This window comes from Mycobacterium sp. (assembly GCF_050701515.1).
GTDB lineage: Bacteria > Actinomycetota > Actinomycetes > Mycobacteriales > Mycobacteriaceae > Mycobacterium.
The window spans coordinates 1-13,885 of the sequence record NZ_JBOGDB010000143.1 but is presented as its reverse complement, the minus strand read 5'-3'; the positions used below and the strand labels follow the sequence as shown (position 1 = coordinate 13,885).

Annotated in this window: 14 protein-coding genes and 1 pseudogene; 5 read left to right on the top strand and 10 right to left on the bottom strand. The window is 65.1% G+C overall.

Going from position 1 to position 13,885, the window contains the following annotated elements; genetic code table 11:
- The 5 genes and pseudogenes from ACRDU5_RS12180 to ACRDU5_RS12160 form a co-directional block, all read left to right on the top strand.
- Positions 1–261: pseudogene (locus tag ACRDU5_RS12180) on the top strand (transcription termination/antitermination protein NusG); the annotation flags it as partial.
- An 80-nt stretch (positions 262–341) separates the two neighbouring features.
- Positions 342–770 (top strand): 50S ribosomal protein L11, encoded by a 429-nt coding sequence (gene rplK / locus ACRDU5_RS12175; RefSeq protein ID WP_526614787.1) that lies wholly within the window; start codon positions 342–344, stop codon positions 768–770.
- A gap of 68 nt (positions 771–838) precedes the next feature.
- Entirely contained in the window at positions 839–1,549 is a 711-nt protein-coding gene (gene rplA / locus ACRDU5_RS12170; RefSeq protein WP_526614786.1) for a 50S ribosomal protein L1, read from the top strand.
- Positions 1,550–1,683: 134 nt separating this feature from the next.
- Entirely contained in the window at positions 1,684–3,225 is a 1,542-nt protein-coding gene (locus ACRDU5_RS12165) for a PE-PPE domain-containing protein (RefSeq protein ID WP_526614785.1), read from the top strand.
- A gap of 14 nt (positions 3,226–3,239) precedes the next feature.
- Positions 3,240–3,917, top strand: coding sequence for a M15 family metallopeptidase (locus ACRDU5_RS12160; RefSeq protein ID WP_526614784.1), 678 nt, complete (start codon positions 3,240–3,242; stop codon positions 3,915–3,917).
- A gap of 24 nt (positions 3,918–3,941) precedes the next feature.
- Here the strand turns inward: ACRDU5_RS12160 and ACRDU5_RS12155 are convergent, their stop codons facing one another.
- The 10 genes from ACRDU5_RS12155 to ACRDU5_RS12110 form a co-directional block, all read right to left on the bottom strand.
- On the bottom strand, positions 3,942–4,814 hold the full coding sequence (locus tag ACRDU5_RS12155; RefSeq protein WP_526614783.1) for an alpha/beta fold hydrolase: 873 nt from the start codon (positions 4,812–4,814) through the stop codon (positions 3,942–3,944).
- A 138-nt stretch (positions 4,815–4,952) separates the two neighbouring features.
- A complete protein-coding gene (locus ACRDU5_RS12150; RefSeq protein ID WP_526614782.1) occupies positions 4,953–5,840 on the bottom strand; it encodes a cyclopropane mycolic acid synthase family methyltransferase in 888 nt (295 codons plus the stop codon).
- Positions 5,841–5,947: 107 nt separating this feature from the next.
- A complete protein-coding gene (locus tag ACRDU5_RS12145; RefSeq protein WP_526614781.1) occupies positions 5,948–6,829 on the bottom strand; it encodes a cyclopropane mycolic acid synthase family methyltransferase in 882 nt (293 codons plus the stop codon).
- Positions 6,830–6,831: 2 nt separating this feature from the next.
- Positions 6,832–7,707, bottom strand: a complete 876-nt coding sequence (locus tag ACRDU5_RS12140; protein WP_526614780.1) for a cyclopropane mycolic acid synthase family methyltransferase — start codon at positions 7,705–7,707, stop codon at positions 6,832–6,834.
- A gap of 116 nt (positions 7,708–7,823) precedes the next feature.
- The gene (locus ACRDU5_RS12135) at positions 7,824–8,756 is read right to left on the bottom strand and encodes an alpha/beta fold hydrolase (RefSeq protein ID WP_526614779.1); all 933 of its coding nucleotides are present in this window, start codon (positions 8,754–8,756) and stop codon (positions 7,824–7,826) included.
- Entirely contained in the window at positions 8,756–10,102 is a 1,347-nt protein-coding gene (locus ACRDU5_RS12130; protein ID WP_526614778.1) for an ABC1 kinase family protein, read from the bottom strand. Before ACRDU5_RS12130 ends, ACRDU5_RS12135 begins: the two co-directional genes overlap by 1 nt.
- A gap of 122 nt (positions 10,103–10,224) precedes the next feature.
- Entirely contained in the window at positions 10,225–11,706 is a 1,482-nt protein-coding gene (locus ACRDU5_RS12125) for a PE-PPE domain-containing protein (protein WP_526614777.1), read from the bottom strand.
- Between the two features lie 69 nt (positions 11,707–11,775).
- Positions 11,776–12,681 (bottom strand): alpha/beta fold hydrolase, encoded by a 906-nt coding sequence (locus tag ACRDU5_RS12120; RefSeq protein WP_526614776.1) that lies wholly within the window; start codon positions 12,679–12,681, stop codon positions 11,776–11,778.
- A 68-nt stretch (positions 12,682–12,749) separates the two neighbouring features.
- Entirely contained in the window at positions 12,750–13,352 is a 603-nt protein-coding gene (locus ACRDU5_RS12115; RefSeq protein WP_526614775.1) for a DinB family protein, read from the bottom strand.
- A gap of 2 nt (positions 13,353–13,354) precedes the next feature.
- A complete protein-coding gene (locus ACRDU5_RS12110; RefSeq protein WP_526614789.1) occupies positions 13,355–13,882 on the bottom strand; it encodes a DinB family protein in 528 nt (175 codons plus the stop codon).
- Positions 13,883–13,885: the final 3 nt, after the last annotated feature.

Here is a 13,885-nt window from a genome sequence, read left to right as displayed (position 1 = left end):
CTCCTGCCGCGCGTCGAGCCCAAGCAGGCCGCCGCGAGCGGGAAGACCGCCGACGTCGCCTCGGGTTCGGGCGGCAAGGCGGCCGTCGAGGTCGACTTCGAGGTCGGCGAGTCGGTCACCGTCATGGACGGCCCGTTCGCCACGCTCCCGGCGACCATCTCCGAGGTCAACGCCGACGCCCAGAAGCTCAAGGTGCTGGTGTCCATCTTCGGCCGCGAAACACCCGTCGAACTGACCTTCAACCAGGTCGCCAAGATCTAGCGATTTCGGCGTGATAACCAGCGCTGAGCGCAGGAAATCACGCCGAAATCGCAGGGAACGAGAGAGGAACACCAACACCCATGGCCCGGAAGAAGAAAGTCGCCGCGCTGATCAAGCTGCAGATCCAGGCCGGGCAGGCCAACCCCGCCCCGCCCGTCGGTCCGGCGCTCGGCCAGCACGGCGTCAACATCATGGAGTTCTGCAAGGCGTACAACGCCGCGACCGAGAACCAGCGAGGCAACGTCATCCCGGTCGAGATCACCGTGTACGAGGATCGCAGCTTCACGTTCACGCTGAAGACTCCGCCCGCGGCCAAGCTGCTGTTGAAGGCCGCCGGCGTGCCGAAGGGCTCCGGCGAGCCGCACATCAACAAGGTCGCCTCGGTGACGTGGGATCAGGTCCGCGAGATCGCCGAGACCAAGAAGGAAGACTTGAACGCGAACGACATCGACGCCGCGTCCAAGATCATCGCCGGCACCGCCCGGTCGATGGGGATCACCGTCGAATAGATTTCGGCGGTACCCGTGGGAGGGCCAGCTTCGGCCCGAACGACCACAACTCTGAACAGGAGACACGAATGAGCAAGAAGAGCAAGGCATATCGCGAAGCCGCCGAGAAGGTCGACCGCGACAACCTCTATTCCCCTCTGGAAGCCGCACGGCTGGCCAAGGAGACCTCGTCGAAGAAGCAGGACGCGACCGTCGAGGTGGCGATCCGGCTGGGAATCGACCCGCGCAAGGCCGACCAGATGGTGCGCGGAACCGTGAACCTGCCGCACGGCACCGGCAAGACGGCCCGCGTCGCGGTGTTCGCCGTCGGTGACAAGGCCGAGGAGGCCAAGGCCGCCGGGGCCGACGAGATCGGCAGCGAAGACCTGATCGAGAAGATCCAGGGCGGTTTCCTCGACTTCGACGCGGCGATCGCCACGCCCGATCAGATGGCCAAGGTCGGCCGTATCGCCCGCATCCTCGGCCCACGCGGCCTGATGCCGAACCCGAAGACGGGCACCGTCACCGCCGATATCACCAAGGCCGTCAACGACATCAAGGGCGGCAAGATCAACTTCCGCATCGACAAGCAGGCCAACCTGCACTTCGTCATCGGCAAGGCGTCGTTCGACGAGAAGGCGTTGGCGGAGAACTACGGCGCCGCGATCGACGAGATCCTGCGGGCCAAGCCGTCGTCGTCGAAGGGCCGCTACCTGAAGAAGATCGTCGTCTCGACGACGACCGGGCCGGGCATCCCCGTCGACCCCGCCGTCGTCCGCAACTTCGCCGCCGAGGCGTAGCGCGTCGCCGCCCATACCGGCCGAGTCATCAATTTTGCTCACACGGCCCGCCTCCTTGTGCAAACATCGCTATGGGCGCAGCAAACGTGACCGCCCGCGCCCCGTGAATCATCGATGGGTGTGGAGGTTTGCTGATGCGTCAAGCAGTCCGGTCGTTGGTCGTCCTGATCGCCGCCTTCCTCTGCGCCGTAACGGTCGCCGTCGCCTACACGATCACGTCGGCCCTCACGCTGGCCGCCACCAGGGTGTTGATCGTTCCGGGCACCGGCACGCCGGACGGGAATGTCGTCGCCGATTACCGGGAGAACTTCTACAGCCGTTATATCTTCGGTACCGATCCGATGTTGCCCGCCGCGTGCACGACCGAGGCTGAATGCACGCTCATGGGGATCAACTACCCGGCGTCGTTCTTTCCCCTTGTCATTTTTCCGGGCTGGTGTGAACCGGGGCGGTGCGAGACGTGGAACGTCTCGGTGGGGACGGGTGTAGCCAACCTCAACTCCGCACTGATCACGGCGTTGGCCAACACCGACGACGACATCGTGCTGGCCGGCTACTCGCAAGGCGGTGCCGTCGTCTCCAACGAGCTGCGAAACCTCGCCGGCCTCGATCCGGATGTGAAGAGTCGGCTGTCCGTGGTCGTGATCGGCAACGCCTATAACCCCGACGGCGGATTCTTCACCCGGCTCGGCTTCCTGCCGACGCTGCCCTTCTTCGACGTGACGTGGGGTCCGCCGATGCCGGTCGATACCGGGATACCGATCACCAGCATCGGCTTCGAGTACGACCCCGTGATGTATGCCCCGCTGTACTTGAATCCGCTGTCCTTGTTGAACGCGGCCGCCGCGTTGGACACCGTCCACGGCTTCTACCTGGCCCCCAACGGCGACAACCCCGGGGCGCTGCCGTATGGATACACGCCGGACGAGCTGGCGAACATACTGGCCACGCCCTGTCCCGGGCCGCACTGTCGCGTCGACGCCGCCGGCAACGAATACTTCATGATTCCGGCGAAGAGTCTGCCGCTCGCGGACCTGATCCTGGACTTCGCGTCATCGACCGGCACCACTCCGGTGGTGAAGCCGTTCGTCGATCTCTTCGCGCCGGCAGCGAAGGTGATCATCGACCTCGGGTACGACTGGAGCGGCGATCCCGGCGTGCCGAGGACCCTGTCGTTCCTGCCCTTCAATCCGGCCACCGACTGGGTCGAGGTGGGCGAGGATCTCGTCGTCGCTGCGGGCGAGGGCATCGAGGCCTTCCTGGGCGATCTCGGCCCGACGACGACGATCGCGCCGTCGACTTCGGCGGTGTCCCTTGCGGCCGATCCACCAACGCCAGTCGAGGCATCCGAACCGGCCTCGTCGGGAGCCGGGCTGGTCTCTGAGTCCGAGAAGTCGACGTCCGCAACGACGCTTCGGTTGGTGCGGGACAACGAGACCACCCTGGGGGAGCTGGACGCCAAGGACGAGGACCAGTCGTCCACCGGCGATGCGCCGACCAAACCCACGGCGAACGAGAACGAGCCGTCGGCGGCGGACGATCCGCCCGCGACCAAGCCCGCGGACACGACCAAGCCCGATGAGACGACGAATCCGGGTCCCGTCGCGGACGACGACAAAGAAGACAGCGACAAGCAAGACAACGACAAGCAAGACAACGACAAGGAGGCCGCCTGACCAGGCGGCACCGTATGGCGGTGCCTGACGTTTCTCGCGTCTGCTGCTCGGCAATCCTGGTGACGGCCGCCCTGTCCGCCCTGGCCGCCCTGGCCGCACCGACTCCCGTCTCGGGCGCTGAGCCCGTCACCGCGGACGAGGCCGGTTTCGTCGACATCCGCGGCGTCATTCCCGATGCCGTGGTCGATTTGCGCTATGCGACGGCGGACAACTTCGTCGGCACTCAGATGTACCCGTCCGACGCGCGCTGCCTGGTGCACGAGTCACTCGCGCCCGGACTTACCGCCGCCGCCAACGCATTTCGGGCCCGCAGCGCGAAACTGGTCTTCTGGGACTGCTATCGCCCGCACGCAGTGCAGGTCCAGATGTTCGAGGCGGTGCCCGACCCGAACTGGGTGGCCAGGCCCGGGACGTACGCTCGCAGCCACGAAGCCGGCCGCTCGGTCGACGTGACGCTGGCCGATGCCCATTACGGCTGGCTCATCGACATGGGCACCGGCTTCGACGACTTCACGCCACCCGCAACGGCTTTCGCGACCGACGGCGTCAGCGCCGAGCAGCAGGCCAACCGGGCGTGGCTGCGCGAGGGCATGAAGGCCGGCGGGTTCTCGTTGTACTCGGGCGAGTGGTGGCACTTCGACGGCCCGGGCGCCGACGTGGACCGGCCGATCCTCGACGTCCCGCTGAACTGACGCGCCTACTGTCGCCAGTTCAAATTACACGCGTTTCTCCGATTCAGTTCGCTTGATGAACTCGGCCATCAGCGCCGCTGCCCGCGCGGCGTGCGTTTCCAGGAGGAAATGTCCGCCGTCGAGGATATGCGCCTCCATTCGCGGCAGAGCCTGCATCCATGACAAGGTTTCGGCAATGTCGAAGAAGGCATCATGACGCCCCCAGAGCATCAACGCCGGCGGCTGCCGGGACGAGAGATAGTCCGCGATCTCGCCGAACCTCGCGACGTAATTCGCGTAGTCAGCGATCAACGCACGCTGGGTGTCCATTCGCCCTTGCAGGCACATCACCCGCCAGTCCTCGGCCCAGACTTCCGGCGAAATCCTGGCAGCCACCTCCGGCGGAACTCCGGCAACATATTGATCGCGGACGCCCTCGAACGTCAGATGCGCGGTGGCTGCGGCTTCGTTCTCCGGAGTGGGATGCGAATAGTAGGCGAGTGTGTCGCTCCACTCTGGTCCGAACCCCGTGCGATGTGCATTGGCGTTCTGGACGATCAGACCGCAGACGAGCTCGGGTGCGTTCAAGGCGATTTCGAGGCCGACCGGCGCTCCGTAATCATGGAGATAGACGTAGCGCGGCCCGATTGAGTACCGGTCGAGCATTTCGGAAATCGCATCGCTCAGTGCCGAGAACGAAGCAGAAGGTAGGACATCGGATTGGCCAAAACCGGGCAGGTCGGGCGCAATCACATGAACCGTCTCCGCCAGAACAGGAATGATCTCTCGGAAGGTTCGCGCCGAGCTCGGGAATCCATGCAGAAGGAGCAGGACCGGATTCGCAGGGTCTCCCGCCGTGACGACGGCAAGCTCCGTCCCGCCCGTCAGGCACAATCGTTGTTGAGTCGCTGGGAGCATAGGTCATTCCAGAGATTCAGTGACTAGAAACGCAACTCTCTTGCGAGACTACCCGCGCGACGCGAGCGTGCGCTTTTGCACGCAATTCGTCGGCGTCTCGTGTACAGACACGCACGCTCGCGGGGCTACGTGCGAAAGTTACGCCGCGGCGCCGGGTTTGAGATACGTGACGAGGTTGCAGTCGATCATCTCGTCGGTGAAGTAGTGCTGGCAGCCGCGCAGGTACTTCATGTACCGGTCGTAGACCTCTTCGGTGGTCACCGCGAGCACCTTGTCCTTCTTGGCTTCCAGCGCGTCGGCCCAGGTTCGTAGCGTCCTGACATAGTGCGTCTGCAGCGAAAGGCACTCGGGCACAACGAATCCGGCCTTCTCGCCGTGCGCCACCATCATCTCGGCGGTCGGGATGCGGCCACCGGGGAAGATCTCGGTGATGATGAATTTGATGAAGCGGGCCAGATCGAACGTGAGCTTCTTCCCGCGAGCAAGGTAGTTGTCGGGGTGGAAGGCGGTGCTGCTCTGGATCGTCATCCGCCCGTCGTCGGGCAGGATGGTGTAAGCGTTCTTGAAGAAGTCGTCGTAGCGTTCGAAACCGAAGTGCTCGAACGCCTCGATGGACACGATGCGGTCGACGGGGTCGGTGAATTGCTCCCAGCCGCGCAGCAGCACCTGATACGAGCGGTCGGTGTCCACGGTGTCGAGCAGCTGCTCGGTGTAGGCGCGCTGGTTCTTGGAGAGTGTCAAACCGATGACGTTGACGTCGTACTTCTCCAGCGCCCGCTTCATCGTCGCGCCCCAGCCGCAGCCGATGTCGAGCACCGTCATCCCCGGCTTGAGGTCCAGCTTGTCCAGATTGAGGTCGGCCTTGGCGACCTGCGCTTCTTCCAGCGTCATGTCGTCGCGCTCGAAGTACGCGCAACTGTAGGTGCGGGTCGGATCCTGGAACAGCCCGAAGAAGTCGTCGGATATGTCGTAGTGAGCCTGAATGTGCTCGAAGTGCGGCCGCATCCGGCCCGCCTTTACGGACATGTCAGTCAACTCGCCTCTCGGTAACGCTGTTCGGAACCATACCCGGCTCAGGGCCCCTTGAGCCATTCATAAGGTGCCCGTCGGCCTACTTGTTGAATTGAATTGAACTACTTCTCCAGCGTGAACTGGTTGATGTCGATGTAGCCGATGCGGAATCCGTCGGCGGTGCCCCGCAGGAACTTCATGTACCGCTCGTAGACCTCTTCGGACTGGATAGCGATGGCCTCGTCCTTACGGGACTCCAGGACGTCGGCCCACATCTCCAGAGTCCGAGCAAAGTCGGATTGCAGCGACTGGATCCGGGACACCTGGAAGCCGGCCTTCGTCGAGTGCTCCTCGACCTTCTCGATCGACGGCAAACGGCCGCCGGGGAAGATCTCGGTCATGACGAACTTGATGAAGCGGGCCATCGAGAAGGTCAGCGGCATGCCACGCTCGATCATCTGCGGCGCAGTGAGCGCAGTGATCGAGTGCACCATCATCACGCCGTCGTCGGGCATTTTGTCGTAGGCAAACTTGAAGAAGTCGTCGTAGCGCTCAAATCCGAAGTGCTCCAACGCTTCGATCATCACGATCCGGTCGACCGGCTCGCTGACCTCCGACCAGTCCTGCAGCAACACCTTGTATGTCCGGTCCGTGTCGACGTCGGCGAGCAGCTTTTCGCAATACGCATGCTGATTTTTGCTCAGCGTTACGCCCACGACATTGACGTCGTACTTCTCCAGCGCCCGCCTCATGAGCGAACCCCAGCCGCAGCCGATGTCGAGCAACGTCATGCCGGGCTTCAGCCCCAGCTTGCCGAGGCTCAGATCGAGCTTGGCGATCTGAGCTTCTTCCATCGTCATGTCTTCACGGGGGAAGTACGCGCAGCTGTAGGTGACCGTCGGATCCGTGAACAGCTGGAAGAACTCGTTGGACAGGTCGTAGTGCGCGCGCACCTCGTCGACGCTCTGCCGCTTCTTCGTCGAGGCTGCTGACTTATCGGACATCGTTACTTCTCCAGGGTGAACTGGTTGACGTCGATGTAGCCGACCCGGAAGCCGTCCGCGCACCCGGTCAGGTACTTCATGTAGCGCTCGTAGACCTCTTCGGACTGTATCCCGATGGCCTCGTCCTTGTGGGCCTCCAGGTTCCCGGCCCAAATATCCAGCGTGCGGGCGTAATGCGGCTGCAGCGACTGACGGCGCGTCAGCTTGAAGCCCGCCTTGCCGCTGTGGTCCTCGACCTTCTCGATCGAGGGCAGCCGGCCGCCGGGGAAGATCTCGGTGACGATGAACTTGACGAAGCGGGCGAACTCGAAGGTCAGCGGCATGCCGCGCTCGACCATCTGCGGGCCGGTGAGCCCCGTGATCGTGTGCAGCAGCATCACGCCGTCGTCGGGCAGCGCCTCGTAGGAGAACTTGAAGAAGTCGTCATACCGGTCGTGGCCGAAGTGTTCGAAGGCACCGATCGACACGATGCGGTCGACGGGCTCGCTGAACTGCTCCCAGCCCTGCAGCAAGACCCGCTTCGAGCGGGGGCTGTCCGATCCCTCGAACACCTTCTCGACGTGGACCTTCTGGTTCTTGGACAGCGTGAGGCCGACGACGTTGACGTCGTAGCGTTCGATCGCCCGCATCATCGTCGAGCCCCAGCCACAACCGACGTCGAGCAACGTCATGCCGGGCTCGAGCCCCAGCTTGCCCAGCGCCAGGTCGACCTTGGCCTGCTGCGCCTCTTCCAGCGTCATGTCGTCGCGTTCGAAGTACGCGCAGCTGTAGGTCCGCGACGGGTCCAAGAACAGTGCAAAGAAGTCGTCGGACAGGTCGTAGTGCGCCTGCACGTCCTCGAAGTGCGGTTTCAGGCTCGTTTTGCCCTTATCTGACATGTTGATGTAGGCCTCTCTAAGTACCGAAGGGACGCGCCATGGACCAAGCCCGGATGCACCCCGCCTGGGAATGCTAGCCGATTTCGCGGTGAGCACCGAATCGGCAAATCCGGTGGTCAGGGCGCTTCGGCAAAGTTCGTCTTCAGCTCGCCGATGATCTGGTCCCACAATTGTTCGGGCAGATCGTGGCCCATGCCGTCGATCAATACCAATCGCGCGCCCTTGACGGCGCGGGCGATCGCGCGCCCGCCGAACGGCCGCATCAGCTTGTCGGCCTTGCCGTGGATCACCACCGTCGGCGCGGTGATCTGGCGGTCGTAGTGCAGCAGGCTGCCGCTGCCCAGCACCGCGGCGAAGTGGCGGGCGATGCCGGCGGGGTAGTAGGCGCGGTCATAGCCCTCGATGGCATCGGCTCGGATCTGTTCCTCGGGTTTCGGGTAGCCCGGGCTGCCGATGACCGTCGCCACCCGCATCGCGTTCGCGATGATCGCCTCCCGGGTGTCGTCGGCCGGCCGTTGCAGCAGCGCGCGCAGTTGCTCGGGCGCCGGCGGCGGCAGCCCCGGCTGAGTGTTGCTGGAGAAGATCACCGCCAGCGTCTTGGGCCGCTGCTGGTACCGGGCCGCGAAGATCTGCGCGATCATGCCGCCCATCGAACCGCCGACGATGTTGGCCTCCTCGATGCCGAGATGGTCGAGCAGCGCGGCGGCGTCGTCGGTCATGTCCTCCAGCGTGTAGACCGCCGGGCTGCGTAGGCCGAGGAACGAGCGGACCATCCTGGGTAGCAGCCGGGCACCGGTGTGACGGCCGGTGATCTTCGTCGACAGGCCGACGTCGCGGTTGTCGTAGCGGATGACGCGCAGGCCCTGGTCGACGAGCTTCTCGCAGAAACCCTTGCGCCACAACAACAATTGTGCGCCGAGGCCCATGATGAGCAGCACGGCCGGATGGTTCGGGTCGCCCATGTCCTCGTAGTAGATGTCGACTTCGCCCGACTCCGGCGCATTGTCGCCGGCCGCGCGGCTCCGTGCCGTGCCGGTGCGAACTTCCACTAAACGTCGACCTCGTCCTTGTGCTCGCGGCTCACCTCGACCATGAAGTTGGCGAAGTAGCCGGTCAGCTGCGGATCGGACATCATCTGCCAGCGCGGCGCCAGCAGCTTCATGTAGCGCTCGACATAGAGGAACTGCTTGCCGATCAACACCAGCTCGCGCGGCAGCTTGACGTCGTAGGCGTCGGCCAGCGCGGAGAGCTGCTTGCCGATCTCGGCATACGACATGTCGCCGAGGTTCTGCATGGTCAGCGGGGTCGCGAACTTTTCCAGGTCCCTGGCGGCCTCATCCTCGGGCTTGACGGTGCCGACCGCACCCATCAGCACGACGATCTTGCCCGCCGCGGCGTGGTCCTTCTTCACCAGCAGCGCATACACCAGCTCGCGCAGCAACCAGCGGGTACGCGGGTCGACGCGGCCCATGATGCCGAAGTCGAAGAACACGATCTTGCCGTCGGGGTCGACGTACAGGTTGCCGGCGTGCAGGTCGCCGTGGAACAGCCCGTGCCGCAGCCCGCCCTCGAAGAGGCTGAACAGCAGCGCCTTGACGAGCTCGGTGCCGTCGAAGCCGGCGTTGCGGATGGCGGCCGCCTCGTCGATGCGAATGCCGGCCACCCGCTCCATCGTCAGCACCCGCTCGCTGGTCAGGTCCCAGTACACCTGGGGCACCCGGATGTTCTTGCCCAGCGGCGAGGCGTGCATGTGCGCCACCCAGGCGTCCATCGACTGCGCCTCCAGGCGGAAGTCGAGCTCCTCGGCGAGGTTGTCGGCGAAGTCGGCGACGACGTCCTGGGCGGACAGCCGCCGGCCCAGCTTGGCCAGTTCGACCAGCTGCGCGCCGCGCTTGAGGATCTGCAGGTCGGCGGCGACGCGGCGACGGATGCCGGGCCGCTGGATCTTGACGACGACGTCTTCGCCGCTGTGCAGCGTCGCGTAGTGCACCTGCGCGATCGATGCCGAGGCGAACGGCTGCTCCTCGAAAGTCGCGAACAGGTTCAACGGGTCGTCGCCCAGGTCTTCCTTGAACAGCTTGTGCACCTCATCGGTGTCTGCGGGGGGCACGGCGTCGAGCAGGCTGCGGAACTCGCGGCTCAGCGGCTCACCGAACGCGCCCGGGCTGGACGCGATGATCTGGCCGAACTTGACGTAGGTGGGGCCCAGGTCGGCGAACGTCTTCGGAATCTCCTTGACGATCTTCTGCTGCAGCGAGCCGCGGCCGGGGAGCTTGGTGACGACCCGTGCGCCGGTGCGGGTTATCTGCCAACCCGTGGCGCCTATGCGGCCGGCCTCGACCGGCAATGGCACCCGGTCCAGTTTGGCCACCTCGCGTTGTTTAGTCGTACTCATAGCAAGCAGTGTCTCAAAGTCGACGTAGACCCGTGAAAACGTGTGGACCCGGTCACAGTAGGCCCGTCTCCCGCGAAATAGCATTCCCGGCTGCTAGCCGGCACTTTTGACGACCGGGAATGCTATTTCGCGGACGAGGTGGCGGGCGAGGGATCCGCTGGTTTCGCCTGTTTCGATGACGTGTTTTCGCCCGACGGTTCGCTGGCGGCGTGCAATACCCGAGTCAGGCTGCGTGTCAGGGCGGCCGGTCGGCGCGGGCTCGACGTGGGGCGATGAGCCCCGCGGCGAATGCTGTCCGAAGCGCCCGGCCGATCGCTGGCGTCCCTTTCCAAACGGGTCGACTCGAGGATCGTGTTGCCTTCCGTCGAGGCCGACGATTCCGCGTCGAGGTTGGGCGCCACACGCTTCAGGAATTGCCTCGCAGTAGCAGCGAACGGACCGATCGGGGCGCCCTCCTGCGGCGTCAGAATGTTGTGCTCTGCCCAGGCGCTAACCGGGAAGAGCGTCGCGCCGAGAATCTGGTTGGAAACCGTCGGCACCCCGAACCCGTTCGTGACGCGGTTCAACCGCTCAGCCACCGGAGCTTCGAATTGAATGAAGGTCTCGATTGGGTTCACCGCTTCGTTGAATGCGGTCACCTGGTTTCGATAGGGCGCCCCGATCACGGCGGCCGACTGTGATTCCATCGCCGCCAGCTGGTGCGCCAGCGGCGCATATCCGGGCAGCTCGCCTCCCGCGATTTTGGCCGCGTTGTTTGCACCTTCGAGGCCCGCCGCGGCGAGCTTGATTGTCAGCGTCATCGGATCGATCACCGGAATCAGTTGCGCCGGTGTCCGTGCGGAGAAGGGAATCGACCTGTCGTAGCCGGCTTCGACGAGCTCTGTGAAGAAGGGCTCGAAGACGTCGATCACCGGTTCGGGCAGGCCGGCCAGACGCGGCGGGTCGAACAGCGGTAGGTCCTGCGTTGGGATCCAGTAGTACGTGGTCAGCCCGTCCTGCTGCACGATCGTGCCGGGCTGATACTTGGGGCTGTCGGGATCAAGGCTGACCTCTTGGCCGTAGAGTCCGTGCACGAACAGCGCGCCCAGCAGCGAGTTGGCGACCGCCACCGGGTTGGTCACAAACTGTGGCGTATCGGCGAATCCGTCGTATTGACGCGCGATCCGGATCGACGGGATCTCGTACGCGGGATCGCTCGGCGGCGGAGCCGTGAACGTGAAGTCGATGATCGGCACCACCAAGCCGTCGAGCCGGGACGTGATGCTGCCGTTCGGCCAGTCACCGCCGCCGATCCCGACGAATACGACATTGGGGACCGGCTCTCCCCGCGCTTTCTTCTCCTCCAGTCTGGCCTTCTCGAGCGACGTGATCATGGTGCTTTGCGAGTAGCCGAACACCACAAACTGCTGCCCTGCTGATTGCTGGGCCATCACAGCCTCGAGGTTGGCGGCGCCGTCCGTGATCGACTTGTTGATGCCGACGACCTGCTCGGGTGTCGTCACCGGGACTCCGGTATAGCTGCCCGGCACCGTCGGAACGATGAACTCCTTGATGACCAGGTCCATGAAGCCCGGACTCGGTGTGGGCAGGGTTGTGCCGTCCATGATCAACGCATTGGCGAGCAGACGGATCGTCCCTCCCCCTCGGCGCTGGAGTTAGACGATAGTTCGCCGTCAGCCCGCGAGCGAGAAGTTCTCGGTGAGGGCCTCGACGATCGGCCGCCACACCGGCTCGGGCAGGTCGTGGCCCATGCCGTCGACGACCACGAAGCGTGCGCCGGGGATCGCGCGGGCCAGACTGCGGCCGTTTCGGGGGCGCACCATCGGATCGTCGGAACCGTGCAGGACCACGGTCGGGGCGGTGATGCGGCGGGTGTAGCGCAGCAGGCTGCCGGTGCCGAGGATCGCGTCGAACTGCCGCCGCATGCCCTGCGGATAGTCGCTGCGGGCCCGCAGCCCCTCGACGCGGCGGCGCAGCGCGTCCACCGGCGGCAGGAAGTTGGGCCCGTTGATGATCGAGATGTTGCGCACCTCGACGGCCAGCCGGTCCTCCCACGGCGCGTCGCGGCCCGGCGGGTTGAGGGCCAGCTTGATCACCCGCCAGCGCGGCAGCGCCGAGAGCGGCTTGCCGGAACCGGACATGATCAGCCCCAGCGACGCGATCCGATCGGGGTGGCTGCCCGCCAGCACCTGGGCGATCATGCCGCCCATCGACGCTCCCACGACGTGCGCCCGCTGGATGCCGAGGTGGTCGAGCAGACCCTTCACATCGCCCGCCAGGTCGACCAGCGTGTAGGGCACCAAGCTGCGCCCGCCCGTCAAGTAGCGCAGCACCCGCGGGTAGACCGACCCGTCGGCGCGCTTGCCGGTCATCTTCGTCGACAGGCCGGTGTCGCGGTGATCGAACCGGATGACCCGAAAGCCCTGCTCGAGCAGCCGGTTGCAGAACCCATCCGGCCACATCGGCAGCTGCGCGCCCACGCCCATGATCAACAGCACGGGCGGGGCGTCGGGGTCACCGAGGTCCTCGTAGAACAGCTCGATGTCTCCGCACAGAGCCGTCCCGCTGCGGGTTTGCATACGCCGACAGTACGGTTAATGACGCAAATCCCGAGAAACAGCGTCAACAACCGTACTTTCGGTGGCGCTCAGGTCGCAGCGGGGGCGTTCCAGGGCTTGATGAAGTCGGTCTCCGGCCAGCCCTCGACGCCGGCCATCAGCTCGTACATCGTTGCGCCGTCGATGGATTCGCGAATGATGTCGCCGTGGCCAGCATGCCGCGTCAGCTCCTCGATCATGTGCAGGCCCACCCAGCGCACCGTCCAGGTGTCCAGGTCCTGCGGGAACCACGGCACATCGTGCGGCACCGGAACCGGTGTGTCGAAATCGGCGTCCTCGAGGAGGCGCAGCGTGTCCGCGTTCTGCGCGCGCAGCGCGTCCAGCAGCTGTTCGAGGGTTTCGTCCTCGCGCATCAGGTGCTCGTCCTGGTAGCTGGCGACGATCTCCTCGAACGGGCGCTCGTCTTTCGGCGGCATGTCGGGCGCCGCCTTGACCCGCGCCATCCACGCCCGCTGCACCCCGGCGGCGTGCTTGACCAGGCCGCCGATCGACAGCGCGCTCACCGACGGCGTCGAGCGGGCCTGCTCATCGGTCAGGCCGTAGGCGATCGCGAAGAACGCGTTCTGGTTGAACCGGAGGAACTCGGCCAGTGTCTGGCGTTCGTCAGCGGCGGGTGGGGGCATTCCGGGCATTGCTAGTTCTCCTTCTTGTCGGGGCTGTTGGCGTAAAGGTCTCGGATGCAGGCGATTTCGGCGCCGTGATGAATCACCTCGCGATTGATGTGCAGGATCAGCGCGATGAACGGATAGTCGGCATATGCGCCCTCGGCCGGCCCGCATGGACGGTCCAGGTCCGCGTCGTCGAGCCCGCGGACGCCGGCGATCCAGTGCGCATACGCGTCGTCGAGCTGACTCAGCGCGGTCGCGGCGTCGGCGGCGTAGGACCAGCTCTGGTAGTCGGCGGGCGGCCCGCCGAAGTGCGAGTGGTTGCGCATCGCCAGCACGCCGACGATCACGTGCGCGAGCCGCCACCCGATCGTGGTGAACGGCGCCGGCTGCGGCTCGGGATACGTGAAGTCGATCGCGCCGTCGGGATGAACCGTCCAGCAGGTGGCTGCCGGGCACCAGAAGTACTCGTCGTCGGTGAGCCCGTCCAACCGCGGCCGCAGCGCGTGGGTCCAGTGCCAGTCGAGCTGGTCGGCCAGTTGCGTCGTGATGCTCATGGC

What these genes read in the sequence shown, in the direction of transcription:
- ACRDU5_RS12155 (WP_526614783.1), bottom strand. Translation starts at nt 4,814, where the DNA reads ATGCTCCCAGCGACTCAACAACGATTGTGCCTGACGGGCGGGACGGAG.
- ACRDU5_RS12160 (WP_526614784.1), top strand. Translation starts at nt 3,240, where the DNA reads ATGGCGGTGCCTGACGTTTCTCGCGTCTGCTGCTCGGCAATCCTGGTG.
- ACRDU5_RS12120 (WP_526614776.1), bottom strand. Translation starts at nt 12,681, where the DNA reads ATGCAAACCCGCAGCGGGACGGCTCTGTGCGGAGACATCGAGCTGTTC.
- ACRDU5_RS12150 (WP_526614782.1), bottom strand. Translation starts at nt 5,840, where the DNA reads ATGTCCGTAAAGGCGGGCCGGATGCGGCCGCACTTCGAGCACATTCAG.
- ACRDU5_RS12130 (WP_526614778.1), bottom strand. Translation starts at nt 10,102, where the DNA reads ATGAGTACGACTAAACAACGCGAGGTGGCCAAACTGGACCGGGTGCCA.
- rplA (WP_526614786.1), top strand. Translation starts at nt 839, where the DNA reads ATGAGCAAGAAGAGCAAGGCATATCGCGAAGCCGCCGAGAAGGTCGAC.
- ACRDU5_RS12125 (WP_526614777.1), bottom strand. Translation starts at nt 11,706, where the DNA reads ATGGACGGCACAACCCTGCCCACACCGAGTCCGGGCTTCATGGACCTG.
- ACRDU5_RS12145 (WP_526614781.1), bottom strand. Translation starts at nt 6,829, where the DNA reads ATGTCCGATAAGTCAGCAGCCTCGACGAAGAAGCGGCAGAGCGTCGAC.
- rplK (WP_526614787.1), top strand. Translation starts at nt 342, where the DNA reads ATGGCCCGGAAGAAGAAAGTCGCCGCGCTGATCAAGCTGCAGATCCAG.
- ACRDU5_RS12140 (WP_526614780.1), bottom strand. Translation starts at nt 7,707, where the DNA reads ATGTCAGATAAGGGCAAAACGAGCCTGAAACCGCACTTCGAGGACGTG.
- ACRDU5_RS12165 (WP_526614785.1), top strand. Translation starts at nt 1,684, where the DNA reads ATGCGTCAAGCAGTCCGGTCGTTGGTCGTCCTGATCGCCGCCTTCCTC.
- ACRDU5_RS12115 (WP_526614775.1), bottom strand. Translation starts at nt 13,352, where the DNA reads ATGCCCGGAATGCCCCCACCCGCCGCTGACGAACGCCAGACACTGGCC.
- ACRDU5_RS12110 (WP_526614789.1), bottom strand. Translation starts at nt 13,882, where the DNA reads ATGAGCATCACGACGCAACTGGCCGACCAGCTCGACTGGCACTGGACC.